Below are 23004 nucleotides of genomic sequence, written 5' to 3' on the forward strand. Positions count from 1 at the left end.
TTATTGGAGCACCAGGACCTAGGCAAACTCTCGCAACACATACCGGGGCAAGTCAGCTGTCCGGCCTCGACGCGGCCTATCAAAGGGCATAGGCAGTCCGGCAATTACGGATGGCACACGGAGAGTGCCCGGTAAGTTATAAAATTGGATTTGCTGATCGCACCATCCGGGAACGCTATAACTTATTTGCGCCAATCTGGGGAACCGCCTGGAACACGAGCCTGACGCATTGCCCGGGGCATGCAGAAATCAGCCTGACCAATACCTGCCGGCCCAGACTGGAGCCCGAGGTAGTCTCAAGATGTTAGCAACCAGGATTGGCGGTTACGCTGACTTATGCAAAATACCAGGTGAGAGCACCTGCGAGTGTCACCGTGACCGCGCCTAGAATGCTGCCTGCCACTCGCGTCTTGCGCCTGCGTTCGGCCTCCTCCTCTCGTTGACGGGCCTCGGCAGCGGCCCTTCGGGCTTCAAGCTCGGCTTGCTTGCGCTCCCAGAGCTTGCGCTTTTGTTCGTCTGTGCCACGCGGCTTACGATTGGTCCCGGGATGCGGAGCGTTCGGATCACGCGGCTTGGCTTCATGGGACGTGGAGAGACGATCGACGCCGACGGAAAGATTGTTGTTATCAGTCTTGAGTCGTGCTTGCCCATTTCCCTTCTGACGACGATTTTTCCCTGCGCTGGTCTTCCTGGTTTTTTTCATTGAGCCGTGTTCCAGATGTGTTGTTTTGAAAGAAGTGTCTAGGACCAGTGGGGATGCAAAACAGTTCCAATTGGCAATGCAAACATTTTTGCATTTCAATAAAGGCAATTTTACTGAATGCTTTTGAAGCGTTACCAACGACTGTTGTAAATAAATTATTTTTCGTAAGCGCGGTGAGAATATGTAAATTTTTATTTCATCGCTCAAAGCATTGAAACGGCTGCTTACATTTTGCCTTTTTGGCAAGGAACATCTGCGCGATTCCGCCTTCCTACAACCAGCAAATGCATAGGAGAACTGCGGATGAAAAAATCTTTATTTCTTGCTTTGACAATGACAGCAGCGGCGGCGATTGCTCAGAACACACCTGCCGACGTCAAGGCGCAAGGCAAGGTCGAACAAGAATCGATCAAAGCGCATGAGCGCGTCAACAAGGCGCTCACCAAGGAGGCGCAGGCCAATGTTGAAGCTGATGCCAAGGCAGACAAGCAAAAATTAAAAGCCCATCAGAAGTCTCAGAAAGAAATCCATGATGCGGCTTCGGATCTCGCCAAAGCCCAGAACAAGGCTGATGTCAAAGCGGCGAAAGAAAGTCGTTAACCCTGGTGCCCTACTTCAACGGTGACCTGGCGGAGCTAAACCCTTCATCAGTCACCGTCCTTCCGCCGCTTGGCTCCATCCCGCATCCAATCTTTACTACTGACATGAACTAGATAACCGAACCGCCTTAAGCCCTTAAGCCCTTAAGCACCTTAAGGCGTCGGAAAGCGAGCTACATGCAAAATGAAAACAACAACATCAATGCATTAGTCGTCGAAGACAATCAAGACTTTGCACAACTTGTCTGCGACATTCTTCATATCCAGGGCTGCACTTCCCATGTTGCCTATAACGCCAGGGCGGGGCTGGAACTTGCCAAACGCATTCACCCCGCTATTGTTTTTTGCGACGTGGGACTACCGGGTGCAATGAATGGCCTCGACTTTGCCAGGACCATGCGCGCTGACAAGTCACTTCGTGATATACCGCTGGTGGCGATTACCGGCTATACCAGCGAACAGGATAAAACTGTTGCGCTTGCAGCGGGCTTCAATATGGTTTTTCCGAAGCCATTCAAATTTGCCGACTTGCTCAAGGCACTGGAACAATTCGCCCGGTGAACCTTGCTGCATACTGCGCGGGCACGGGTTGTTTTAGCAAGCAACCTGGTCGCGACGGCCGGGACGTCTGTTTTCGTCATATCGAACCGCCGAAACGATTCGAGCTGAAGGAAGACTCATCATGATCCAGCAGACGAGCTTGCAGTCAATACCCCAGTCGAAGCTGTAGCAAACGCATAGCCGCTTTTATGTGGATGTGTTCGCATAAGGCATAAGGCGCCAAGTGTAGACACTGAATCGGCAGATAGGTCATCCAGGCGCAGTGCCATCAGGCGGTGTCGGTAAGGTCACCGGTGATGATGCTTGGGCAGGAAGCTCCTCGTTACTCAAGGCTTCGTTGATATCGGTGATCAGGTCGCTCCGGACCTTGAGCCAGGCATCCAGGTCATTACTCCACACACGTAACTCGAACTCGAATGCATCGACACCACGCTTGATGAACAAGACTTCAGGCGCCGGTGTCTCCAGCACCTGCTTGTTCCATCGGGAGACATCCAGCAGCGTGGTCTTTAGTCTGGCCACGTTGATGTCAGGCTTGGTAAATACTGGTACTGCAATCTGGCGCAGCTGACTGGACAAGGTCCAGTTGGTCACCTTGTCCGAGATCAGTTTGCCGTTCGGTATGATGACACTGGCACCGGTTGTGCTATGAATGATGGTGGCCCGAATGCCGATGTGCTGTACGCGGCCAACCATGTCATCGATCTGTATCGTGTCTCCTACCTTGACCGGACGTTCGAACAGCACTATGAGACCGGAGACGAAATTGTTCACGATGTTTTGCAAGCCAAAGCCGATCCCGACTGTCAACGCACCGGCGACAATCGTAAATTTGGTCATGTCGACGCCAATGGCCGTGAGGGCAACTACAAACCCCGACAGCAAAATGATGTAATGCACCGTGGTGGATACTGCGTATGGCAGCCCGCGGTCCAGGCGTACCCTTGAGAATATTTCCTCCTCAAGGAAGAAGCGCGACAGCCGCGACAGAACATAGGTGGTCCAGAGAATAAGCAGAAATATGGCGATTTCTTCGACCTGCGCATTAATGTTGCCTATCTCCAGCGATGCTTTCCAGAGCGATTGAAGCCACTCCGTTACCAGCTGCAGTAAGCCGGTCCCCTGCAGCGTCAATATGGCCCAGAACAGAAATGCCAGCCATTGCATCCATTTGTTAACACGTGCGGCAATCGTCGCTCTATGCCGCCGTACACCCGCGAGGAACGAGAACGGCGGTATATACAGCAGCGCGTGCAGGAGCCCCTCGCCCGCACGTGCCATCACGTATAAGACTGCACCCGTATAGGCGCTTGCCAGCATCGTACGCATCACAAGGTCCGCAAGCCGCGCATATCCGGCAAAATTGCAGAACAGGACAACCACGGACAGGGCAAACGCCAGGAATGTCGCGTAACGGATGACATGCGATGCAAGGCCTTTTCCCGGTGCTAACGTTTCTGTTGTCGAAGCAATGTGCTGCCTTCGCCGATAGGCGGAGAGAAGAAAAATGAGGATGCCTAAGGTTTCAATCAGAAGCAGAAAGCGGTGTATTCCGGGCAGCGGAGAAAACAGCGCGCGCAGCCTGTCAATGAGATAGAAAACAACGACGGAGCAAAGCACTTCATAGATGCGCTTTTCCACCATTTTGCGAGCAAACAGCAGCAAGGGCACCGCTGCGACGACGCCGATCATCAACCATAGCGAACGTGGAGCACGGGGATAGAACCATGTACTGAACAGCATGGACAACAGGACAGCCGTCACAATCGGCATATCGAATAAGGTCCGATTCCTTTTCAGACCTTCGTCGTGTTCGCAGAGGGAGTCGATCCGTTGACGCGACAACAGAAAGAGCATGACGAGGCCCGCCAGGAACGCAGCGTGAAAAATAAAATCCCTTGAATATGAACGGACATAATCGGCGAGCGCATAAGTCTGATGCACTATATTTTCCCGTGCCTCGGAAGAAAAGCTCGATAGAGAGTAGCCCCAGAATGAGGCGTCCCACAGCGGTGGACTATCCTGGTATAGCAACCGGGTGACAGCACGTTCACTGGCGTCGGCCAGCAGGCGGCGTACGTCGCCAAGCTGCGTCCCGACATCGGTCACTCTACCAAGCAAGGCGAGCAGACGTGCACGGTCGTCGAGCACATTTTTCTTTGTTTTTGCAATCGCACGGTTCAGATCGCGAGCACGATCCAGAATATCTGGCGGCGCAGCACCTTCGGTCGCTGCCGTCGCGGTGACATTCCATATACCTTCCAGCTTTTCAAGCTCCTTCAGGTCGCGGTCAAGCTGGGTAGCGGAACGCGTAAGGTCCCTCCGGACCGGCACGGTGCGCAGCTCTACATCGCGTAACTCTTCTTCCAGGCTTTGGATGCTTTCGAGGGAAAAGGCAGAACGGTTTATGCGGCGTGCTTCCAGTACCCGATAGGCGGTTTCACGCTCTAAGGCAGGTAATCGATCCGTTGCCGTCTGGATCGCGTCCTCGACTCGACTTCTGTTTTCAAGCTGACGGACCGCGGCCAGCGCGGTTTCAGCCTGCGGTGCAATGTCGGAGATCGCGATGGGCTGCGGTGCCGGCGGCGCCTCTTCGGGCTTCGGAGCGGCAGTGACCGCCGGTGGTGTCAGCGCCTTCGCCGGTGTCTGGGCGCTAAGCACTGCAGGCATGCCAAACAGCATCAGTATGCCGATCATACAGATAATGATTGTGGCGATTGATGAGCCCAGCCTGCCGGTTTGGCGAATCCGGTGTAACGGTAAGATGATAATCACCCCTTTTCTTTGTACACCTTCGGGAAACGATGACGTCGCTTTACCAAAAAGTGCACATATTAAAGTTTGTCATTGGAAAGGTAGATACCTTTGAAGTTTCGTTTTTTGTGGAAACCATGAAAATACACCAGTAACGCAAGCGTGCTTTGCTCTCATATTGCACGAAAACAAAATGCCCCGAACATCCGGGGCATTTTTGCCTAAGAGAACAACCAAACCAGCCGTTGGCCGGAGGGAGCATAGCAGCAAAAACTTCCTTTGATGACTGCCGGTCTGGCTCTATAAGTTACGTTGCAGGCTTAAGGCAACGCCGGCGGGATCTGTTGGACGCTGATCGCTTTATGTTCCTTGGTTGCATCAAAAATAAGGCCGGCCGGCCATGTTGGCCAGTAGGCATCGAGCGCGTCATTATTCGGATCGCCCCGCTTGGCAAATGCGCCGATACTGCGCATCATTGCCTGCGAGAGTTCGATACGCCCAGGTTGGTTGGCGGTGGTGTTCATGATGTTGGCCACCAGGGATGGACCAAAGTTACCAAAAACGAATGGCAGGTCAAACAAGTGAGCCGCACCATAAATGTCGTTCCATGGTGCTGGTTGTTCATCCCAATCAAAACGGTAATACCAGACTTCCGGCTGCTTCGCCTTCAACGCGTTGAGGATGTTATCGCGACTTGCCAGAAAGAAGATGCGATTGAACTGTTCGGCGCGGGCAGTAAAACCAGTCACCGGCGTATTGGCGGGCAGGTAGGCAGATGCAATCCATTGCTCGATTGTCGTTTGCGCCGGCTCATTCGGACGATAGCTGAAGTGGTTGGCAAAAAGCTGCGCGTCGGTAACGATCCGTGCGCTGCCAGGCACGCCGCTTACCAGCGACAGGAAGGATGGAAACAACTTGCCTTCGTCACGCGTGTTCCCTGCCAGCACCGGAACTTTCACATACTGCTGGCTGTTGATCGCGGCGATCGGGTTTTGCGCGACCACGTTACCATCGGGGATAGGTCCGGAGCCTGACAGTCCCTGCAGTGCCAGCCTGGTGAGCAGGACCGTAAACAACTCCGATGGCTGTTTCGACCGCAGGTATTGTGCAATCTGTTCATCCGTCTGGCTTGCGGCATAGGCTTCAGCGGACGCCGCATCGCTTGCCTTGCCATCAGCAATCAGCAGATTGGCGACTAAGGCTTTGCCTTGCGATTCGTACAGAGAAGCCGGCGACATGGTGGGAATGGTACCCTGCGGCAGCGTGCTTGCCAGGGATAGGCCGCCACTCAGGGGAACGGCGCCATGGAACAGCTTGGCTGGCGCATTGGCGAGCTTTGGCGACGTCAGCATGGCATACACGTTGATGGCACCAGCCGACTCTCCCATGATCGTCACGTTTGACGGGTCGCCACCGAAGTTTGCGATATTGCGCTGAATGAACTGCAGTGACTTGATGCTATCGAGGATGGCAAAGTTACCAGATGCAGTGTCGGCATCCATGCCACTCTTAAGCTGCGGCAGATTGATGAAACCCAGAATCCCCAACCTGAAATTGACAGTGACGACAATGGAATTGGCTGTCTTTGCGAGGTTTGCGCCGTTGTATAGCGGGTCAGCGGTATACCCCGAAACGTTACTTCCGCCGTGGAAGAATACGATCACTGGCAGATCTGTCTTGCCAGTCGCCGGACGCCAGATATTCAGATACAGGCAATCTTCGCTGCCGACGGCCTGGTTCAATGTTGTACCGATCGTTTGATCGTATTGGTTATTCGCGCCAGGGCCATAGATACGGCCGTATTGCGCACAGGCATTGCCATATTTGTTCGCCGCCCGCACACTATTCCATTTATCCGGATCCACCGGTGCACGCCAACGCAACGCGCCCACTGGCGCTTTAGCATACGGCACGCCTTTCCATGCAAGTGTCTTGCTGTCTTTATCGGCGACGCCCTCGAGCATTCCGTATTCTGTATTGCGTAACGTCTTGTTCGATGATTCTTCGCCCTGGCCCGCGTTTGGCTGAGCGGAGCCATTGTTCGCCTGCGCAGAGAGTAAAGGTAGAAAGAGCGTTGCTGCACAAACCCATCGCAATGAACCTGACATGTATGTCTCCTCGATAATTGGTTTTCTGGCACTGAACGTACCGGTGCATATCATCACAAACCGCGAGGTCCGAAGTTGCGTAACCATATCAAAGCTTGTGAAGAATCAATCCGGCTCCTCGGGAGACTCTTGGACCAGATTCTTTAAACAGAAAAATATTACCTCTGCTACAACTATCATAAAAAGTAACAATTTCGTGGATAAAGTGAGCCCAAGCGGCTTTACACTGTTATAAAGATCATTACATTGCCTTACGATTTGATGACTTTGCATCGCAGACTGGTAAAACATCGCCGAGCAATCGAGGTGCACGTGACCGAACTCCCGCCGCACAATTGTTTAACTTGCATGTCTAACCGAGTAATTGAGAAGATCTGACCTCCGATGGAGATTCAGCACCAAGGAACTTGTATGAAACCCTATCTCGTTGCAGCAGCAACGATGTGTACGCTGCTTACGGGCTGTATGACTGTCCCGTACGACGGACCGCAGGTACAGTCTGGCGGCGTCTACAGCGACCCTTATCCAGCGGTCTATGGCTACGGCTATGATTACGCTTATCCGGTGTATCCGGCACCACGCGCTTATCCCTATTATTACGAGCCGCAACGTGGCTATTCACCCCGCGGGTATCCGCCACGCCACCACCACCAGCGACCTGACTCGGCTGATCGCCCGCATCCGCGACGGGATGTGCAGCGCCCGCCGCCCGCAGCTTTACAAGGACAGGGAAACGCAGAAGTCTACCAACGCAATCGTGACCGCAACACTGATGGAGCGCCGACCTGGCGAGCTCCATCCGCCAGCAACCCTCCCGCTCGTACTGCCCCTCCTCCCGGACCAGTACAGCCGGAGGTCTATCAGCGTAATCGCGACCGCGACAGCGACGGCAGTCCGACCTGGGGACCTCCATCGGCCCGCTAAACTGCGAACGACTCATGTCATAAGTCGCTGCGGAAGCAGTCGTCGGGGTTTTCCGCCGACTGCAACCCGAAAACGGGAACCACGCGGGCTCGCGGCATCGGCAAGGCCGATGAAATACTAACGAACACGCCGATCACCATCGCGTCGAACACTGCGAAATCAAAGGTTGACACCGGAGTGGCAAGCATGTCGAGACCGCAGCGGTAAATGGCATTTGCAATCCCCGGTCGCTGGTTTGAATGGTTGTCCGTTGCTGCCATTCAATGTGCACAAATTTCGTCACGCTATTCCAGCCACCCTGCCACGCCATCCAGGGTACTTTGCTTTTTACCCGTCCAGAAATTCACCTTCATTTCAACGGGTTTTAGAAAGGGCGTTACTTCCCTTTGGGGCTTGCCTCAATCATTCACCTGGCCGCGACTGCGCCATGTAACCGGAAGAAGACAATAAAGCCGTGCGGCTAGTCTTCAATACGGAAGCCGACTTTCAACGTGACCTGAAAATGCGCGACCTTGCCATCCACGATATGCCCGCGTGTTTCCGTGACTTCAAACCATTCGAGATGCTTGATTGTCTGCGATGCCTTTGCAATCGCATTCTGTATTGCCTCGTCCGAGCTAATCGGGGATGAGCCAACCAGGTCGACCAGCTTATACGTGTGGGCTGACATAGGAATTCCTTCTTTAGGGGAACTGAACGGACTGACGCCGATGACGCTGTCTTGTTTTCCGACGTCTACTGGCAATCATAGGACAGCATTTGCGACCCGGCACGAGGTGGATCAATGCGGTGCCATTCATATGGTTACGCCGATGAAAACAACTTCTTTTCTCCCATAGGTACGCCTGAGTTGGTGACCGATACTTAATTGGTAACAAAATGTGTAAAAAACGAAACTCTTTCCTTGTGACAATGTCTGTCCGGTAACAGAGTCGCGTATCCATTCCGCAGTATTTGTAAAAACGAAAAAATTTCAACACTAAAGGAGAGCAAGAGGATGAATCTGGAGCCTTGCCATGTAAATGCAGCCGCTTCTTCGCAACGCGCGCGTCGAGCCAGAACGGATGGAATGAACAAGCAGAATCAGATAGCGCGCAGGACGCTGGTTGCAGGAATGCTTGCTGCAGGGCTTCTCGCCGGGCTTATTGGCTGGTCCGTGTTCGGCATTATTGCCGACTTCAAGGGCACCGCGATGCAAAAAGCCCGCAACCATGAAGTGATCTCGGCGCTAAACAGACTCCAGATCAATCTGACCAATGCGGAGAAGAGTGAGCGTGGTTATGTTGTCGGCAGCGAAGTTGCCGCAACGCCGTATGAAGAAGCTGTCAAGGAGGTACGCTGGACTACGGATTTGATCTACGCACTTGCGTCAAACGATCCATTCCAGCGTAGTAAAGCTGCGCAACTCGAAAAGCTCATCGAAGCCAAGCTACAAACCCTCCAGTTTCTTGTCGATGTGCGCGAAGCGGGCAGTACGCAGTCGGCACAGTTATTGATGTCGGTCGAGCAAGACAAACTGGAAACCGACCGCATCAAGGAAGTGCTGAATGAAATGGAAGCCAGGGAGAATACCGTTCTCGATAAGGCGCTCTCTGCGCGCGACGGCGCGTACGGCAAATTCTGGTTACTTCTCGGCCTCGTTACAGTCTGCCTGTTTGCAGGCGCAATATGGCAATACTTCCGCATGCGAAAAATCGTTCAGTATGCGGCAAGCTCCGAAGCTGAAATCCGCCATCAAGCGAATCACGATGTATTGACGGGACTTCCTAACCGCCGGCTTTTGCAGGACAAGCTTGATACCCACATTGACGAGGCCAACAGAAAAAGGCAAGCCTTTGCTGTCATGTTCATGGACCTCGATGGATTCAAGAAAGTCAACGACACCATCGGCCATGAAGCCGGAGATGATTTGCTCAGGAGTGTTGCACAGCGACTCCGGGCGACAATTCGCGCGAGCGATATGGTGGCCCGCATTGGCGGGGATGAATTCGTTCTGGTCGTTCCTGAATTGAACGAGGTGAATACAGCAGCGCAGATTGCGACAACACTTGTCGAAGCCGTGTCCAGGCCTTACATAATCAAGGGCAAATCCGTCAATGTATCGGCCAGTATCGGGATCAGTTTTTACCCGCATAATGGAACATCTTCCAGCGAACTGCTTGAAATCGCGGACCGGGCGTTAAATCAGGCGAAAGGTCGCGGGAAGAATCAGTACAGGTTCGCATTCTAAGAGCGCCTAACAAAATGACGATGGCAAGGCGCGCCGACGAAGACAGTACAGGCGTACGGCTAGGAGTAGCAACGCGGCAAGCGGCATTTTGATAGGCGCTCTAAGCATAGGCACTCCTTACCGAACCGTCCTGCGATACCAAGACCGGCTTCTCGCCGCTTTAAATGGGCAGGTCACTATCGGCAGAGTATACTTGCGGCCTTTTACTGCAATTCCCACATAGCCGGATTACATCATGAGCGCATTACCCGCCTGCCCGCAATGCCATTCTGCATTTACCTATGAAGATCGCAACCTTTATATCTGCCCCGAATGCGCCTATGAGTGGTCAACACAAGCGGTTGTAACAGCAGAAGACGGCGTTAAGGTTTATCGTGATTCCACCGGCAATGTATTAGCGGACGGTGATACCGTTACTGTCATCAAGGACTTGAAGCTGAAAGGTTCGGGCGGCGTAGTCAAGATGGGCACCAAGGTAAAAAACATCCGGCTGGTGGATAGTGATCACGATATCGATTGCAAGATCGACGGCTTCGGCGCGATGAGTCTGAAATCGGAATTCGTCAAAAAGGTATGACAAGATCCAGAAAGATGCGGCCGGCGGTGTCCCCCGGCCGCTGCATTGAAATGCATTGACTTGCATTTCAATGCAAGTCAGGTACCGCTAAGCGCGGCTGGACTCTGCGATGCCCATACCCTTTCCGCAACGTCCTGAATGAATCGCGCCGTCTGAACAGCATCCGTGACCGGCAGCATATGACCGCCACTCACCAACGTAAGTTGCGTGTCGGGGAGTTTGTCGACCATTGACTGGCCATTGACTTTCCAGTCAAGAATACGATCTTCCCGCCCATACAGAATACTGATGGGTACGCGCAGTTCTGCGTATCTGGACATCAGGGTCGGCATGGTGGTTGACAGGGCCTGCAGATCCGCCGATGCAGCCAGAAAGTGACTGGGCCGCAACCCCAGCAGACCGCCACCGCGGGTGGCAAAATCATGCGGGACTGCGTCGGGCCCGAATACCTGCGCAAGAATCTGTTCACGACCGCGTATCGAAGCCGGCAAAGCCAGCGTCCATGCAACGATTTTACGAAGCAGGGGTGACGCGATCGTCAGGCCTTTAAACGCAGCCGGCACCTCTCCCTTTTCGGGCATGTGGGTAAGCGGCGCAACCAGTGCAAGGCCGGCTACGGTTTTTGGATGCTCCAGCGCCAAGGTCAGGGCAAGCGCCCCGCCCAGTGAATGCCCTACCACGAGAGTTGGGCCCAGCTGCATCTTGTCCATCAGGGCAGCGATCGCGCGAGCTTGCGTGGATAGGTCGGCCGGGGTCGCGCCATCCCGCACCGAATAGCCGGAACCTGGACGGTCCACCGTCACCACGTGATATTGCGTCGACAGGCGTTCGACAACACCGTAGGTGAAGTTTGCCATTTGTCCGCCAAGGCCATGAATCAGCAGCAGTGTCGGACCTTTTCCCTTACCGGCCTCGCTGACATGCAAGCGTGCGCCCGGAACATTGACAAAATGCCCTGCCGGCGGAAAGGCGGCTTCAATTTTCCGGGTTGTGCTCACTGTAAAAATGGCCAGGCCTGCCAGGACCAATACGATCACCATCAGCAACACCAGTACTGTCATCACGAAACCTGTCATCGCCCTATCACTTTCTTCAGAAAACGCCTGTAACAACCGCAACCCGCCCTGCAAACTTCAAGGCATAGCCCCTTTCCGTCCGAACCGCATTACGCCGTCATCGACTCGCCCGAAGCGGATAGTCATCAGATCCTGCAGATAGTTCTGGTAGACCTGCCACGGACGACGTGATCCTTGCTTGGGCAAGACATCCTTGGCGCGCTGCACATAACCCGACGTAAAACTGAGGAATGGTTGCGGCTCGACACCGGCCTCGCGGCGCGGCACAGCAATAAGCATGTTGTGCCGGTCCATATAGTTCAGCAGCCGGCACACATACGCGGCGGTCAGATCCGCTTTCAGTGTCCATGACGCATTCGTGTAACCGAAAGCCATTGCCATATTCGGCACGTCCGACAGCATCATCCCCTTGTAGGCAATCGCATCGCTGGCAACACAGGGGCGGCCATCAATGGTGATAGAGACCCCACCCAACACATTGAGCTTTAGCCCCGTGGCCATGACCACGATGTCGGCCATCAATTCCTTGCCTGACTTCAGCAAGATGCCATTGGATGTAAAGCGTTCGATGTTGTCCGTCACCACGGAAGCACGGCCTTCCCGTATGGCGGAGAACATATCGCCATCCGGCACCAGGCAGACGCGCTGATCCCAGGGTTTGTAGCTGGGCGTGAAATGTGTGTCGACATCGAAGCCGGCGCCCAGTTCTTTTTCTGCCATTTCAACGATACGTCGTTTGGCCTGCTCCGGATAGCGCCGCGCCAGGCGGTATAGAAAAATGCTTTCCGTGACGTTTTTCCAGCGTGTCAGGCCATACGCAAGATGCGCCGGCAAATGACGCCGCAATCGGTGCGCGATGCGGTCCTCGGACGGACGGGAGACCACATACGTGGGGGAACGCTGGAGCATCGTCACATGCGCGGCAGATTCCGCCATTGATGGCACGATTGTGACGGCGGTGGCACCGCTGCCGATGACGACGATGCGCTTGCTACGGTAATCCAGATCCTTCGGCCAGAATTGTGGCAGCACAACGGTGCCCTGAAAGCTGTCTTCACCTTCGAATTGGGGACGGTAGGTCTCGTGGTAACTGTAGTAGCCGCTGCACATGTACAAGAAACGGGCTTGCACAGTACTGCGCTGTCCGGATGCCACCTGTTCCACTTCGACCGTCCAGCTGGCGTCAGCACTCGACCATGCGGCCCCGATAACTTTCTGACCAAAGCGGATGTGTTTTGTGATGCCGGCTTCTTCCGCTGTTTCACGGATATAACTGCGGATGGTTGGCCCATCGGCGATGGCCTTGGGATTGGTCCACGGTTTAAAGACATAGCCCAGCGTATACATATCCGAATCGGAGCGAACCCCCGGATATCGGAATAAGTCCCAGGTGCCGCCGATCGCGTCCCGCGCTTCCAGGATCGCATAACGTTTGTTGCGGCACCGCCGCTGCAAATGGTGGGCAGCACCAATGCCTGACAGCCCAGCGCCGACGATGAGGACGTCGAGAAGATCTTCTTCGAAATGATGCGGCGAATCAGGCATGAGCACGGTTCAGGCGAAAAAATATTTCTGACACTGTATCGTGTCAAAATCGATCTGACAAGATTTCATGTCAAAATATTGGAATGCCAACAGAAACCGTTCCCGCCCGTCCCTACCGCGGCATGTCGCCCGACGAGCGGCGTGCCCAACGGCGTACCCAGTTGATTACGGCCGCCATCAAAGTGTATGGCGAACGCGGCTATCGCCATGCCACCGTCAAGAGCGTATGCGAGGCGGCCGGACTGACGGAACGGTATTTCTATGAATCCTTCGCCAATAGCGAAGCATTACTGATTGCTTCGTTTAACGCAGTGACTTTTACCGTGTATCGCGAGATTACCCAGGCGGCGCAGACCGTCAAACGGAACCGGACCGAACGCGCCCGTGCCATGTTGCGCGCCTACTTTACGGCGCTCCAGCGAGAGCCGCGCTCGGCACGCGTGTTTCTGGTTGAAATTCGCGGCGTCAGCCCTGCCGTGGATGAAGCATTCGATCAAGCCCTGCAAACCATTGGACGTGGCGTCAGCGAGATCGTCGCCCGTCCCGGGTTGGTGCACGATGAATTGCTTCAGGCCGGAGTTATCGGCGGAACGATCCATATTGCACTTCGCTGGATTGCACAAGGGTATGAGCCATCCATTGAAAAAGTAATTGATTCCGCATTGCGTCTTGGCATGGTATTGGTCAGGAAACCCACCTCATAGTTGCTGAAACCATACCGCATCCGCAACCCAAATGAGCTTCTGATGATTGCGACGGGAGTATGGTCAGGTATAGGCTCTTTATCTATTCAAGACGATAACAATCCGTTACACAATTGCACGGATAGGGAACACAGCTCTGCCTATAATTGCCGCGGTGTTGGTATTGCATTATGGACAGACTTGCTCAACGCTTAATAAGCGTGGGAGAAATTGAGAAGCCTCAACTTTGTTATCGAAGATTTTCATATAAGTGGCATTAGGGCTCCATACTTATTTGATATCGAAACGCCACCGGACCCGCTGTAGGCAGCATACTCCCTGTAAGTGACACGATTGCACGAGTCAACGGGATGCGTTCGAACCAACCAGCGACAGAAGTAATAACTAAATCTCATAAAAGGAAAATAATGAACTCATTCAAAAAACTGACGGCATCATTGCTTGTTGTCTGCTTCACCGCTACTGCCTTGCCCATGCAGGCAAGTGCTGCCATTGTTTCCACGCAAGAAGCCAGTTCGAGTTCGGTTCCCGTTGGTGAACGTGATCGCGTGATTGGATTCTTGTCGCGCGAAGACGTGCGCAAGTCCATCGAAGCGCAAGGTGTCAATCCTCAGGATGCGCTTGACCGCGTGCAGGCCATGTCGGATCAGGAAGTCCAGCAGCTTGCCGGCCGCATCGATCAGCTGCCGGCGGGCGGCGACATCCTCGGCGTACTGTTCACGGTGTTTATCGTTCTGTTGGTGACTGATATTCTCGGCCTGACAAAAGTGTTCCCGTTCACACGCTCGGTTCGATGAAGCAAAGAGCGTTTCCTGCCCGCGGTTGGGGGGCGCTCATTGCATCCCTCAGTGTTGTGCTCGCTTTGGGCGGATGTGCGACGCCACAGGTCACCTCATTGCAGCAACATTGGCCGGAATCGCTGCAGCGAACCACGATGATACAAGGTGTGCCGTTCTATCCGCAGAGCGATTATCAGTGCGGACCGGCAGCCCTTGCCATGGCGGCCGGTGCCGCGGGCGTATCCGTGAGCCCGGAACAACTTGTCGATCAGGTGTACCTGCCCGGCAGGCAGGGAACGCTTCAGCTGGAAATGCTCGCCGCCACCAGACGCATGGGGCTGGTGGCGCATCAAATCAGTCCTGACATGTCGGCTTTGCTGAAAGAAGTCGGGGCCGGCAATCCCGTCATCGTCCTGCAAAACCTGTCATTCGAATTTGCGCCGGTCTGGCACTATGCCGTCGTCATTGGTTTCGATCGTGAGCGTAATACCATCGTATTGCATTCGGGCCGGACCGAGCGGATGGAAATGTCGCTCTATACATTTGAGAGGACCTGGGATCGTGCGGACCGTTGGGCAATGCTCGCGATGCGCCCGGATCGTTTGCCAGCAACGGCAAACGCCACCAAGTATGCGGCATCCATTGCAGTCCTCGAACGCAGTTCAGCGAAAGCCGCCCGCACAGCCTATATGACCGCGCTCAAGCAATGGCCTACGGAGCCGATACTTCAGCTCGGCGCAGGCAATACGGCTTACATAATGAAAGACCTGAACGGCGCCACCAGTGCTTACCGAAACCTGGTGAAGACTCATCCCGAAAACGCGGATGGGTGGAATAATCTTGCCCAAGTGTTGCTTGATCAAGGCCGGCATCGCGATGCATGGACTGCGATTAATCGCGCGGTCTCGCTGGGTGGTCCGCGTCTTTCGAGTTACCAGAAGCTGCGGCAGGAGATACAGGCAAAGTTGTAGTGGCACCGGCATCGTGAGCGTAAGCCGGCAGAATGAATTACGGATCAGACCGGATGCTTACGGTAGCCGAACGAACCGCGTCATAAGACTCTCAACCACCGTATCAATCTGCCGGCTGAATCCTGAATGAACCGGTGATACCTGCAAAACAGCGCTTCTTGTCGCAACGAGAAAGTCGAACACGCTCCTAAGGGATCGGCTATTGCTGTTATCACCTTTTACGCAGGCCGACCGGAACGCATTCAGGGAATTGTCAAGCATATCCATGTCCAGTTGCGGATCCAGTGCCCGCAACCGATCGCGGTTGCATTCGAAGGAACATGCAAGGAAATTGGCCGGCCCGCACAATACGATCACACCGACGTTCATAAACTCGCCGCGTTCGACGCGCGGCACCACCCGAACGATCGCGTAGTCGTAGCGCAATGAAGATTCAGGCAAGGCGGTCATAGGCTTCTACGGCTTCCAGGACAAAAGGACGAGGGAATTGTAAGCGATCACAAAAATAACGGATGTATTCGTCCCGCAATCGCTTCGCTTCGTCTGGCAGTTCGCTGAGCCAACTTTCCGGTATGTCGGCGACCGTGTTTTCAATAAATTGCCTATCGATACGTTCACTTAGCTTCGTATCGATGTCCGACAAGGCACTCGCATTGGCAAGAAGTACATGATCTTTAATCTGCGGAAAACGGTCCCGAGCCCGGGATGAAATCGGGGATGACGCATGATGAAAATACAGCGCCGCTCCATGGTCGATCAGGTAGAGTTTGCGATGCCACATCAGCAGATTAGTATTACGCCGCGTACGATCCATGTTGCACACGAGTGCGTCAAACCAGACGATCTCCGACGCGAGTGTGCTATCGACAGAAAAGGCAGCCGGGTCGAAGGCAAATGACCCCGGTAAATAATCCAGCGCCAGATTGATTCCAGCGCTGGCACGGATGAGATCCTGTATTTCAGGATCCGGCTCGGTATCGGCCAGGGCCGGGTCCAGCTCCATCAATACAATGTCCGGAATCGGCAAGCCAAGCTTGCGTGCAATTTCGCCAGCGATCAATTCAGCGATCAGTGCTTTCGTGCCCTGCCCTGCGCCCCGAAATTTCAGCACATACATGCCGTCGTCACTGCCTTCCACAATCGCGGGCATCGAGCCGCCTTCGCGAAGCGGCGTGATATACCGGGTGACCTGCACTGTTTTCATGTATTTTGCCGACGAGTGATGGATGATGATTCCGCAGACTCTACACCCTCACCCGACGTGATGGTCAAGACGCACACGCTAGAACATCAAGTTGTTATTACATTGTTGTCACGCGTTTCAACGGAGCGTTCTCCGAAGCGCATCGAAAAACAAAGTGGATTGCAGGCGCTCACCTTGTACTTGCTCGGCCACGCGGGACGATATCGCATCATCGACGGGCATCAGCTTGCTGCCGGTAGAATGCGCAATTACCTGCGCCGCACAGGCGCGCTCAAGGTAGTAGAGATCGTCATACGCGTAGTCGATGCGGTCACCACAAACAATAACGCCATGGTTGGCCAGAAAAACGATATCGCCGCCGTTCATCGCATGCGCGATACGTTCGCCTTCAGAGGCATCCAGTGCAAGGCCGTTGTAGTGGGCATCGATCGCAACCCGTCCATAAAACCGCATCGCGTTTTGCGATAGCCTGGTATCGAGACCACGCTGTTCTGTCAGCGTCAGCGCGGTCGCGTACGGCATATGCGTGTGCAGCACGCAGTTTTTACGGGCAATACGATGAACCGCCGCGTGAATGAACATGGCAGTAGGCTCCACCTCGTGGCGACCGGCCAGTTTATTGCCGGTGTCGTCGATCAGAATGATGTCATCCGCCTGTATTTCGCTCCAGAGTAGCCCGCGTGGATTCAACAGAAAATGCGAGTCGCTGCCGGGCAGCGCAACGCTGAAGTGATTGCACACCCCCTCGGCGAGTCCATGTTGCGCGGCTGCCCGCAAGGCCAATGCAAGATCGGCACGCAGTTCCGCAACCGCCGGTGAGTGAAAAATTTGTTGCACGGAAAAATTTGTGTTCATCACTGTTCCATTGTTCTGGCAGTGAGCCAGACGTTTTTTCTTAATGATGCCGAAGGCGAAAATCGACAAACTATCAGACCAGGCGCAATCCGGGCCGAGACATGTTCCAATCTACCTTATCTTTCAAAAACCATCCAATTGCCGCGTAAGTCGGAAATGCGTCACGATCAGACACGGCGTCAAGCATGGCCAAGGAAGTCGCGCGCCGGTGCCGCTCGTTCAGCCAAACCGCTTCAGCTTCAATCAGTTCCGTTGCCAATGCCAGCCAGTCATCACTGAAGCGAAACGCCGCTTTCCAGTTAGCCTGGTGAAGGTAACCATTTTCCACGCCAGCGGTGAATGCATCCAGAAACAAGCGCCACAACGGTATAAAAAGAAAGCGTTTGTCGTCGTAGTCGTATTTGTTCAATGCCTGGTAATTGCGTACGGCTTCAAACACCTGTGTCGCCACATTCCAGCCACCATTGTCTGGCGGCGTCATCTGTTCATCTTGAATGCGCGAGCCGATATATGCCCGCTCATGTGTCAGAGGCGTCAATTGCGGCGTGTAGCCTTTTCCAATGCGGTCCATAGCAGCGGCCGGTAGTGCGGGTTTTCGTTGCCATGTTCGGCGTGCAGGTGCAACACTTCGCACACCGAATATGGAATCTCATGATGGCTATACGCCGTCAAAGAAATCTACGATACCGGATTCGAGTGAATATTCCGCGCCGACGACCGTCAGTTTATTTTGCTGTATCAGGCGCTCAAGGATCTCCGATCCATGCCGCAGGTGGCTGGCCGCGATGCGGACGTTTGCACGAACCGCTTGTTTTGCCAGTTCTTCGGGATGGTGCCTGAGGTCAGTGGCCAGCAGCGGTTCGACTGCCGGACGGATACGTTCGACGATCGACCGCAAATGCTTCGATTGAAGGCCCTCGGGCCGGATCGCTTCTTGCAGCGTGGCCGCCACGGCGCCACATTGAGAATGGCCAAGCACCACGACGAGCGGCGTGCCAAATTGTTCGGCGGCAAATTCAACGCTGCCAATCTGGGACGGCGCGACGATGTTGCCGGCGATCCGGATGACAAATAAATCGCCAAGTCCCTGGTCAAATACGATTTCGGCCGGGACCCGCGAATCGGAGCAGCCGAGAATGATCGCAAAAGGCTTCTGCCCCTGTAGCAGTTCGCTGCGCCGGTCCCTATCGGTGGGAGTCTGTCGGTTTCCCAACTCTAAAACAAAGCGCCGGTTCCCTTCGCGCAGGCGCTCGAGCGCGTCTAATGCAGCAGTCATACATTATCCCTTTTTATTGCAGGACCATCATTATCGCTTCTATGGACGTGTTGTGTCGGCGTCCGGCGTTATTGCGAAAGCTCCGGGGCCGGCGGCAGTCCGGTCACGTCAAGGATTTCCTGCTCATCCAGGGTTTCCCTTGCGAGGAGCGCGCCCACCAGCGCATCGAGTTCTTTACGGTGTGCCTGGAGCAAGCGCGTGGCTTCCGCATGGCTGTCGTGAATGATCTGCTGCACTTCCAGATCGATGAGCCGCGCGGTTTCCTCACTAAATGGCTTTTCTCCGCCGAAGCCTGCAGTACTACCGAGGAAGGCATTCTGGTGCGGCGCAAGTGCCACCATACCAAGTTTGTCGCTCATGCCCCAGCGGGTCACCATGTTGCGGGCAAGGTTGGTTGCCTGTTCGATATCGTTCTCTGCGCCGGTTGTCCTGGTTCCGTAAACAACCTCCTCCGCTACGCGCCCGCCAAGCATGCCGATAATCCTGGCGCGCAGATAGGCTTCTGGATAATTGTAGCGATCGGTTTGCGGGCGCTGATAGGTCACGCCAAGCGCCTGCCCTCGAGGAACGATGGTGACGCGATGTACCGGGTCGGCACCGGGTACCAGCAAGCCAAGAATCGCGTGCCCGCTCTCATGATACGCAATGCGCTCCCGGTCCGCCTGGCTTAGGAGGATCGGGCGTTCCGGGCCGAGCACGATTTTTTCCAGCGCATCCAGAAAATCTTTATGGCGCACATCGTTTTGACCGCGTCGCGCAGCCAGCAGCGCTGCTTCGTTGACCAGGTTTTTCAGATCTGCGCCGGATAGCCCGGGCGTAGCGGCGGCCAGTTCCGTCAAGTTGACATCCTTGGCCAGCGGCACCTTGCGCGTATGTACCTTCAGGATCGCCTCACGTCCGGTCCGGTCCGGCAGATTGACGACAACCCGGCGATCAAACCGGCCTGGCCTGAGCAGCGCCTTATCCAGTACGTCCGGTTGATTGGTCGCGGCGAGCACGATGATTCCCTCGCGACTGGAAAATCCATCCATTTCCGTGAGAATCTGGTTGAGTGTCTGTTCCTGTTCGCTTGAACCTCCAATCACGGTCTGACCGCGCGCACGGCCGATTGAGTCGAGTTCGTCGATAAAGATGATTGCCGGGGCATGTTCGCGCGCCTGCTTGAACAGATCGCGGACCCGTGCGGCGCCAACGCCGACGATCATTTCCACGAACTCGGCCGCGCTCATCGAAAAGAAAGGCACACCCGCCTCACCTGCAACCGCCCGTGCAAGCAGCGTCTTGCCGGTGCCTGGCGAGCCAATGAGCAGCACGCCCTTTGGGGCCGCGCCGCCAAGACGGGTGTACTTTTCGGGATCCTTCAGAAAATCCACAACCTCGACCAGTTCGTTCTCCGCTTCATCGATGCCAGCCACATCATTAAAGGTCACGCGATTGTCCTGCTCCTGGTCATAGCGGCGCGCCTTGCTTTTGCCGATGCCGAACATCGACCCGCCTATGCCACCACCTTGCTGTGCGGCACGGCGATAAAGCCATACATAAAATCCAATCAGCAGCAGCGCAGGTCCAAACCCATAGAGCAAGGTCGCCAGGGCATTACCGCTACTGATGGGAACCGCGCTGATTTCGACCTTGTTTTGTATCAGGAATTGTTCCAGTCCTTCGTCGACAAAGGTGGGCAAGGTCGTCGTAAAGGTTGACGAAGTACGGCTCGGAACTTCCGGCAGCAGCCCCGGACGCTCCTTGGGTCCCTTGGCATCGTTGGTGTCATTATTATCCTTATTGTCGGGTGGCCAGGTCACCGGCGCACCGAAGCGTCCTTCGATGCTGGCACCCTGGCTGTAAATGGACTTCACGTTGCCGTTGGCCACTTGCTGCTTAAAGACCGTGTACGGGACGGTTACCGGGGCGTCGGCATCCGGGAAGAACGTTTTCGTCACCAAATAATTGGCGAAAAGGATAATGAGGAATAACAGCCATGCCTTGCGGGGCGGCATCCTTGGATTGCCCCCAACCTTGGAGTCTTCCTGTCGGTTATTGACAGGCGGAAGAGGCTGTTTTCTCAGACGAGGATAATCATCGCGTTTCATATAACGATTCGGCTAGAACAGCGAGGCGTAAGTTTCTCAAGCCTCCATGATTAGCGTTGTTTTATCTCAAGCTACGATGCAACTGATGTCTGCGAATCGGCGTTTACCTTGACATTCTCCTTCTTACGCCAACGCGATCCCAACCTGTGGTCGTTTAGATAATTTGTTGCGCTGCAGAACAATACACGGTTATGTCGCGGTGCCAACTTACAACAATTTTATGCAGCTCAAATTGTACAAGCACAGATTTTTGATTAATTGTTGTAAGGAAATGTCAAAATACAGTAATGCCGAGGTAGACCGGCCACAGCGGTCACAAACTGTCGTTTTCTGAGGCCCAACCTTTCCTGACAGCTTCTTACGCAATCAATATGCTCAAAAATTTCACCATCAAAACACGGCTTGTTGCCGTGATTGCCTTCTTGTCCATACAGTTGATCGTTGGCGGCGTTATCGGCATCGTCAGCCTTAACCAGGCAAATGGCTCCATGCAGACTATCTACGATGATCGACTTGTGACCCTTGGCCAGCTCGATCGCATTATCCGCATGATCAATGAGAATGAGATCGCCATTTCCAAGGCGCTCACCGGTGAGCAGAACGCTGTCGAAGAATCCCTGAAACACGTGAATGAGCGTTCGCACCTGGTTGACAAGGAGTGGGCTGCCTACATGGCGACCTACCTGACGTCGGAAGAGAAAAAGCTTGCCGCAGAATTTACCGAGGTACGCAAAAAATATCTGGCTGAGGGATTGAAGCCGGCCGTTGAAGCCCTGAAAGTGCTTGATACCCAATCCGGTATTGCAGCTGTCCACGGGCCGATGACCATGTTGTTCAAGCCGGTGCGGGAAAAACTCGACGCCCTGATCCAGCTGCAGCTGGACGTCGCAAAGGCTGAATACACAAAATCGCAAACCGTATATCTGTGGGTTCGAAACGCATGTACCGCAGGTATTTTGTTCGGCGTGATCCTTGCAGCGGTAGTTGGCACGTGGCTGGTGCAGGCCATCACCAAGCCGCTGAATGCGGCGGTCAAAGTCGCGACCGCTGTTGCGGCAGGCGACCTGACGCAACAGATCCGGGTGATGTCGAACGATGAAACCGGTCAGCTGATGAAAGCGCTGAAGAATATGAACGACAGTCTTCTGCAGATTGTCAGCCAGGTTCGGACCAGCACCGACACCATTGCCACCGGCTCGACCCAGATCGCGACCGGCAACCAGGATCTGTCGGCCCGCACTGAACAGCAGGCAAGCTCGCTCGAAGAAACAGCCTCCTCACTGGAAGAACTGACCTCGACAGTCAAGCAGAATGCCGACAACGCACGTCAGGCCAACCAGCTGGCACAGTCGGCGGCAAGTGTCGCGCACCAGGGTGGCGCGGTCGTGTCGGAAGTGGTGGAGACGATGAACGCCATCAATGAATCTTCCAGGAAGATCTCGGACATCATCAGCGTTATCGACGGCATCGCGTTCCAGACCAATATCCTTGCACTGAATGCAGCTGTGGAAGCGGCGCGTGCCGGCGAACAAGGGCGCGGTTTTGCCGTGGTGGCTTCCGAGGTACGTACCCTGGCGCAACGTTCCGCGGCAGCGGCCAAGGAAATCAAAGGGCTGATCAACGAGTCCGTGGAAAAAGTGGGGGCAGGTACCAAGCTTGTCGACAATGCCGGCGCAACGATGCAACAGATCGTCGAAAGCATCCAGCGTGTCACCGATGTGATGGGAGAAATTACGTCCGCCAGCGAGGAACAGACTGCAGGCATCGAGCAGATCAATCAGGCGGTCAGCCATATGGACCAGGCAACCCAGCAAAACGCCGCACTGGTCGAAGAAGCAGCAGCCGCGGCCGACGCGATGCGGGACCAGGCCGGTGCGCTTTCGCAGGCGGTGGGCGTATTCAAAATCGCCTGACCCTGCCCTTTCACATTCTGCGCGTACCCGGCCCAGCCGTATCCCGGTTCCCGGCAGCCTCTGTACAACTGTGCATCGGCACTTCAAGTAGAGCATGCTCTACTTGAAGTGCCGCATTCCTTACCTCAGCTGTTC

The 23004-nt window shown here is 54.7% G+C and carries 22 protein-coding genes; 9 read left to right on the forward strand and 13 right to left on the reverse strand.

Translation table 11 applies throughout. From position 1 onward, the window contains the following. Window positions 1-334 precede the first annotated feature (334 nt). A complete protein-coding gene (locus ACFQUU_RS12870; protein ID WP_382247652.1) occupies window positions 335-949 on the reverse strand; it encodes a hypothetical protein in 615 nt (204 codons plus the stop codon). A gap of 57 nt (window positions 950-1006) precedes the next feature. On the opposite strand from ACFQUU_RS12870, the gene ACFQUU_RS12875 reads away from it, so the two are divergent. Together ACFQUU_RS12875 and ACFQUU_RS12880 are read left to right on the forward strand one after the other, a co-directional pair. Beyond that, a complete protein-coding gene (locus ACFQUU_RS12875; RefSeq protein ID WP_382247654.1) occupies window positions 1007-1303 on the forward strand; it encodes a hypothetical protein in 297 nt (98 codons plus the stop codon). A gap of 176 nt (window positions 1304-1479) precedes the next feature. Beyond that, a complete protein-coding gene (locus tag ACFQUU_RS12880) occupies window positions 1480-1863 on the forward strand; it encodes a response regulator (protein WP_382247656.1) in 384 nt (127 codons plus the stop codon). 249 nt (window positions 1864-2112) lie between these two features. Here ACFQUU_RS12880 and ACFQUU_RS12885 read toward each other — a convergent pair whose 3' ends face one another. Together ACFQUU_RS12885 and ACFQUU_RS12890 are read right to left on the reverse strand one after the other, a co-directional pair. Then, window positions 2113-4638 (reverse strand): mechanosensitive ion channel family protein, encoded by a 2526-nt coding sequence (locus ACFQUU_RS12885; protein WP_382247658.1) that lies wholly within the window; start codon window positions 4636-4638, stop codon window positions 2113-2115. Window positions 4639-4937: 299 nt separating this feature from the next. Then, a complete protein-coding gene (locus tag ACFQUU_RS12890) occupies window positions 4938-6725 on the reverse strand; it encodes a carboxylesterase/lipase family protein (protein WP_382247660.1) in 1788 nt (595 codons plus the stop codon). 411 nt (window positions 6726-7136) lie between these two features. Here ACFQUU_RS12890 and ACFQUU_RS12895 point away from each other — a divergent pair, with 411 nt between their 5' ends. Beyond that, complete coding sequence (locus ACFQUU_RS12895; RefSeq protein ID WP_382247662.1) at window positions 7137-7649, forward strand: hypothetical protein; 513 nt, start codon at window positions 7137-7139, stop codon at window positions 7647-7649. Between the two features lie 17 nt (window positions 7650-7666). On the opposite strand, the gene ACFQUU_RS12900 is transcribed toward ACFQUU_RS12895, so the two are convergent. Both ACFQUU_RS12900 and ACFQUU_RS12905 read right to left on the reverse strand, forming a co-directional pair. After that, entirely contained in the window at window positions 7667-7909 is a 243-nt protein-coding gene (locus ACFQUU_RS12900) for a hypothetical protein (protein WP_382247664.1), read from the reverse strand. Window positions 7910-8109: 200 nt separating this feature from the next. Beyond that, window positions 8110-8319 carry a dodecin gene (locus ACFQUU_RS12905; protein ID WP_382247666.1) on the reverse strand — a complete coding sequence of 70 codons (210 nt, stop codon included), beginning with the start codon at window positions 8317-8319 and terminating at the stop codon, window positions 8110-8112. A gap of 399 nt (window positions 8320-8718) precedes the next feature. Between ACFQUU_RS12905 and ACFQUU_RS12910 the strand changes: the two genes are divergently transcribed. Together ACFQUU_RS12910 and ACFQUU_RS12915 are read left to right on the forward strand one after the other, a co-directional pair. After that, window positions 8719-9879 carry a diguanylate cyclase domain-containing protein gene (locus tag ACFQUU_RS12910; protein WP_382247668.1) on the forward strand — a complete coding sequence of 387 codons (1161 nt, stop codon included), beginning with the start codon at window positions 8719-8721 and terminating at the stop codon, window positions 9877-9879. 235 nt (window positions 9880-10114) lie between these two features. Then, a complete protein-coding gene (locus ACFQUU_RS12915; RefSeq protein WP_382247670.1) occupies window positions 10115-10456 on the forward strand; it encodes a zinc ribbon domain-containing protein YjdM in 342 nt (113 codons plus the stop codon). A gap of 77 nt (window positions 10457-10533) precedes the next feature. Here the strand turns inward: ACFQUU_RS12915 and ACFQUU_RS12920 are convergent, their stop codons facing one another. Next, a complete protein-coding gene (locus ACFQUU_RS12920) occupies window positions 10534-11517 on the reverse strand; it encodes an alpha/beta fold hydrolase (protein ID WP_382247988.1) in 984 nt (327 codons plus the stop codon). A gap of 72 nt (window positions 11518-11589) precedes the next feature. Continuing rightward, window positions 11590-13077 (reverse strand): flavin-containing monooxygenase, encoded by a 1488-nt coding sequence (locus tag ACFQUU_RS12925; protein WP_382247672.1) that lies wholly within the window; start codon window positions 13075-13077, stop codon window positions 11590-11592. Between the two features lie 83 nt (window positions 13078-13160). Between ACFQUU_RS12925 and ACFQUU_RS12930 the strand changes: the two genes are divergently transcribed. From ACFQUU_RS12930 to ACFQUU_RS12940, 3 genes are all read left to right on the forward strand, one after another. Then, window positions 13161-13781, forward strand: coding sequence for a TetR/AcrR family transcriptional regulator (locus ACFQUU_RS12930; protein WP_382247674.1), 621 nt, complete (start codon window positions 13161-13163; stop codon window positions 13779-13781). A gap of 407 nt (window positions 13782-14188) precedes the next feature. Continuing rightward, window positions 14189-14578: a PA2779 family protein gene (locus ACFQUU_RS12935; RefSeq protein WP_382247676.1), complete on the forward strand. Its 390-nt coding sequence runs from the start codon at window positions 14189-14191 to the stop codon at window positions 14576-14578. Further along, complete coding sequence (locus tag ACFQUU_RS12940) at window positions 14575-15531, forward strand: PA2778 family cysteine peptidase (RefSeq protein ID WP_382247678.1); 957 nt, start codon at window positions 14575-14577, stop codon at window positions 15529-15531. The genes ACFQUU_RS12935 and ACFQUU_RS12940 overlap by 4 nt, the downstream gene beginning before the upstream one ends. Before the next feature lie 57 nt (window positions 15532-15588). Here ACFQUU_RS12940 and ACFQUU_RS12945 read toward each other — a convergent pair whose 3' ends face one another. From ACFQUU_RS12945 to ftsH, 6 genes are all read right to left on the reverse strand, one after another. Then, entirely contained in the window at window positions 15589-15981 is a 393-nt protein-coding gene (locus tag ACFQUU_RS12945; protein ID WP_382247680.1) for a DUF3037 domain-containing protein, read from the reverse strand. Then, entirely contained in the window at window positions 15965-16735 is a 771-nt protein-coding gene (locus ACFQUU_RS12950; protein ID WP_382247682.1) for a HipA family kinase, read from the reverse strand. The genes ACFQUU_RS12945 and ACFQUU_RS12950 overlap by 17 nt, the downstream gene beginning before the upstream one ends. Window positions 16736-16852: 117 nt before the next feature. Next, window positions 16853-17590, reverse strand: coding sequence for an aldolase (locus ACFQUU_RS12955; protein WP_382247684.1), 738 nt, complete (start codon window positions 17588-17590; stop codon window positions 16853-16855). 73 nt (window positions 17591-17663) lie between these two features. Continuing rightward, window positions 17664-18161 carry a hypothetical protein gene (locus ACFQUU_RS12960; protein ID WP_382247686.1) on the reverse strand — a complete coding sequence of 166 codons (498 nt, stop codon included), beginning with the start codon at window positions 18159-18161 and terminating at the stop codon, window positions 17664-17666. An 87-nt stretch (window positions 18162-18248) separates the two neighbouring features. Beyond that, window positions 18249-18866 carry a carbonic anhydrase gene (locus tag ACFQUU_RS12965; protein ID WP_382247688.1) on the reverse strand — a complete coding sequence of 206 codons (618 nt, stop codon included), beginning with the start codon at window positions 18864-18866 and terminating at the stop codon, window positions 18249-18251. A 68-nt stretch (window positions 18867-18934) separates the two neighbouring features. After that, window positions 18935-20956, reverse strand: coding sequence for an ATP-dependent zinc metalloprotease FtsH (gene ftsH, locus ACFQUU_RS12970; protein ID WP_382247690.1), 2022 nt, complete (start codon window positions 20954-20956; stop codon window positions 18935-18937). 371 nt (window positions 20957-21327) lie between these two features. Between ftsH and ACFQUU_RS12975 the strand changes: the two genes are divergently transcribed. Beyond that, window positions 21328-22869 (forward strand): methyl-accepting chemotaxis protein, encoded by a 1542-nt coding sequence (locus tag ACFQUU_RS12975; RefSeq protein WP_382247692.1) that lies wholly within the window; start codon window positions 21328-21330, stop codon window positions 22867-22869. Window positions 22870-23004: the final 135 nt, after the last annotated feature.

The organism is Herbaspirillum sp. GCM10030257 (assembly GCF_042666555.1).
Taxonomy (GTDB): domain Bacteria; phylum Pseudomonadota; class Gammaproteobacteria; order Burkholderiales; family Burkholderiaceae_D; genus Noviherbaspirillum.

Coding starts and splice junctions, on each gene's coding strand:
- ACFQUU_RS12920 (WP_382247988.1), bottom strand. CDS start 11,517: ATGACAGTACTGGTGTTGCTGATGGTGATCGTATTGGTCCTGGCAGGC.
- ACFQUU_RS12975 (WP_382247692.1), top strand. CDS start 21,328: ATGCTCAAAAATTTCACCATCAAAACACGGCTTGTTGCCGTGATTGCC.
- ACFQUU_RS12935 (WP_382247676.1), top strand. CDS start 14,189: ATGAACTCATTCAAAAAACTGACGGCATCATTGCTTGTTGTCTGCTTC.
- ACFQUU_RS12955 (WP_382247684.1), bottom strand. CDS start 17,590: ATGAACACAAATTTTTCCGTGCAACAAATTTTTCACTCACCGGCGGTT.
- ACFQUU_RS12950 (WP_382247682.1), bottom strand. CDS start 16,735: ATGAAAACAGTGCAGGTCACCCGGTATATCACGCCGCTTCGCGAAGGC.
- ACFQUU_RS12940 (WP_382247678.1), top strand. CDS start 14,575: ATGAAGCAAAGAGCGTTTCCTGCCCGCGGTTGGGGGGCGCTCATTGCA.
- ACFQUU_RS12875 (WP_382247654.1), top strand. CDS start 1,007: ATGAAAAAATCTTTATTTCTTGCTTTGACAATGACAGCAGCGGCGGCG.
- ACFQUU_RS12880 (WP_382247656.1), top strand. CDS start 1,480: ATGCAAAATGAAAACAACAACATCAATGCATTAGTCGTCGAAGACAAT.
- ACFQUU_RS12895 (WP_382247662.1), top strand. CDS start 7,137: ATGAAACCCTATCTCGTTGCAGCAGCAACGATGTGTACGCTGCTTACG.
- ACFQUU_RS12915 (WP_382247670.1), top strand. CDS start 10,115: ATGAGCGCATTACCCGCCTGCCCGCAATGCCATTCTGCATTTACCTAT.
- ACFQUU_RS12945 (WP_382247680.1), bottom strand. CDS start 15,981: ATGACCGCCTTGCCTGAATCTTCATTGCGCTACGACTACGCGATCGTT.
- ACFQUU_RS12965 (WP_382247688.1), bottom strand. CDS start 18,866: ATGACTGCTGCATTAGACGCGCTCGAGCGCCTGCGCGAAGGGAACCGG.
- ACFQUU_RS12925 (WP_382247672.1), bottom strand. CDS start 13,077: ATGCCTGATTCGCCGCATCATTTCGAAGAAGATCTTCTCGACGTCCTC.
- ACFQUU_RS12930 (WP_382247674.1), top strand. CDS start 13,161: ATGCCAACAGAAACCGTTCCCGCCCGTCCCTACCGCGGCATGTCGCCC.
- ACFQUU_RS12905 (WP_382247666.1), bottom strand. CDS start 8,319: ATGTCAGCCCACACGTATAAGCTGGTCGACCTGGTTGGCTCATCCCCG.
- ACFQUU_RS12960 (WP_382247686.1), bottom strand. CDS start 18,161: ATGGACCGCATTGGAAAAGGCTACACGCCGCAATTGACGCCTCTGACA.
- ACFQUU_RS12900 (WP_382247664.1), bottom strand. CDS start 7,909: ATGGCAGCAACGGACAACCATTCAAACCAGCGACCGGGGATTGCAAAT.
- ACFQUU_RS12910 (WP_382247668.1), top strand. CDS start 8,719: ATGAACAAGCAGAATCAGATAGCGCGCAGGACGCTGGTTGCAGGAATG.
- ACFQUU_RS12890 (WP_382247660.1), bottom strand. CDS start 6,725: ATGTCAGGTTCATTGCGATGGGTTTGTGCAGCAACGCTCTTTCTACCT.
- ftsH (WP_382247690.1), bottom strand. CDS start 20,956: ATGAAACGCGATGATTATCCTCGTCTGAGAAAACAGCCTCTTCCGCCT.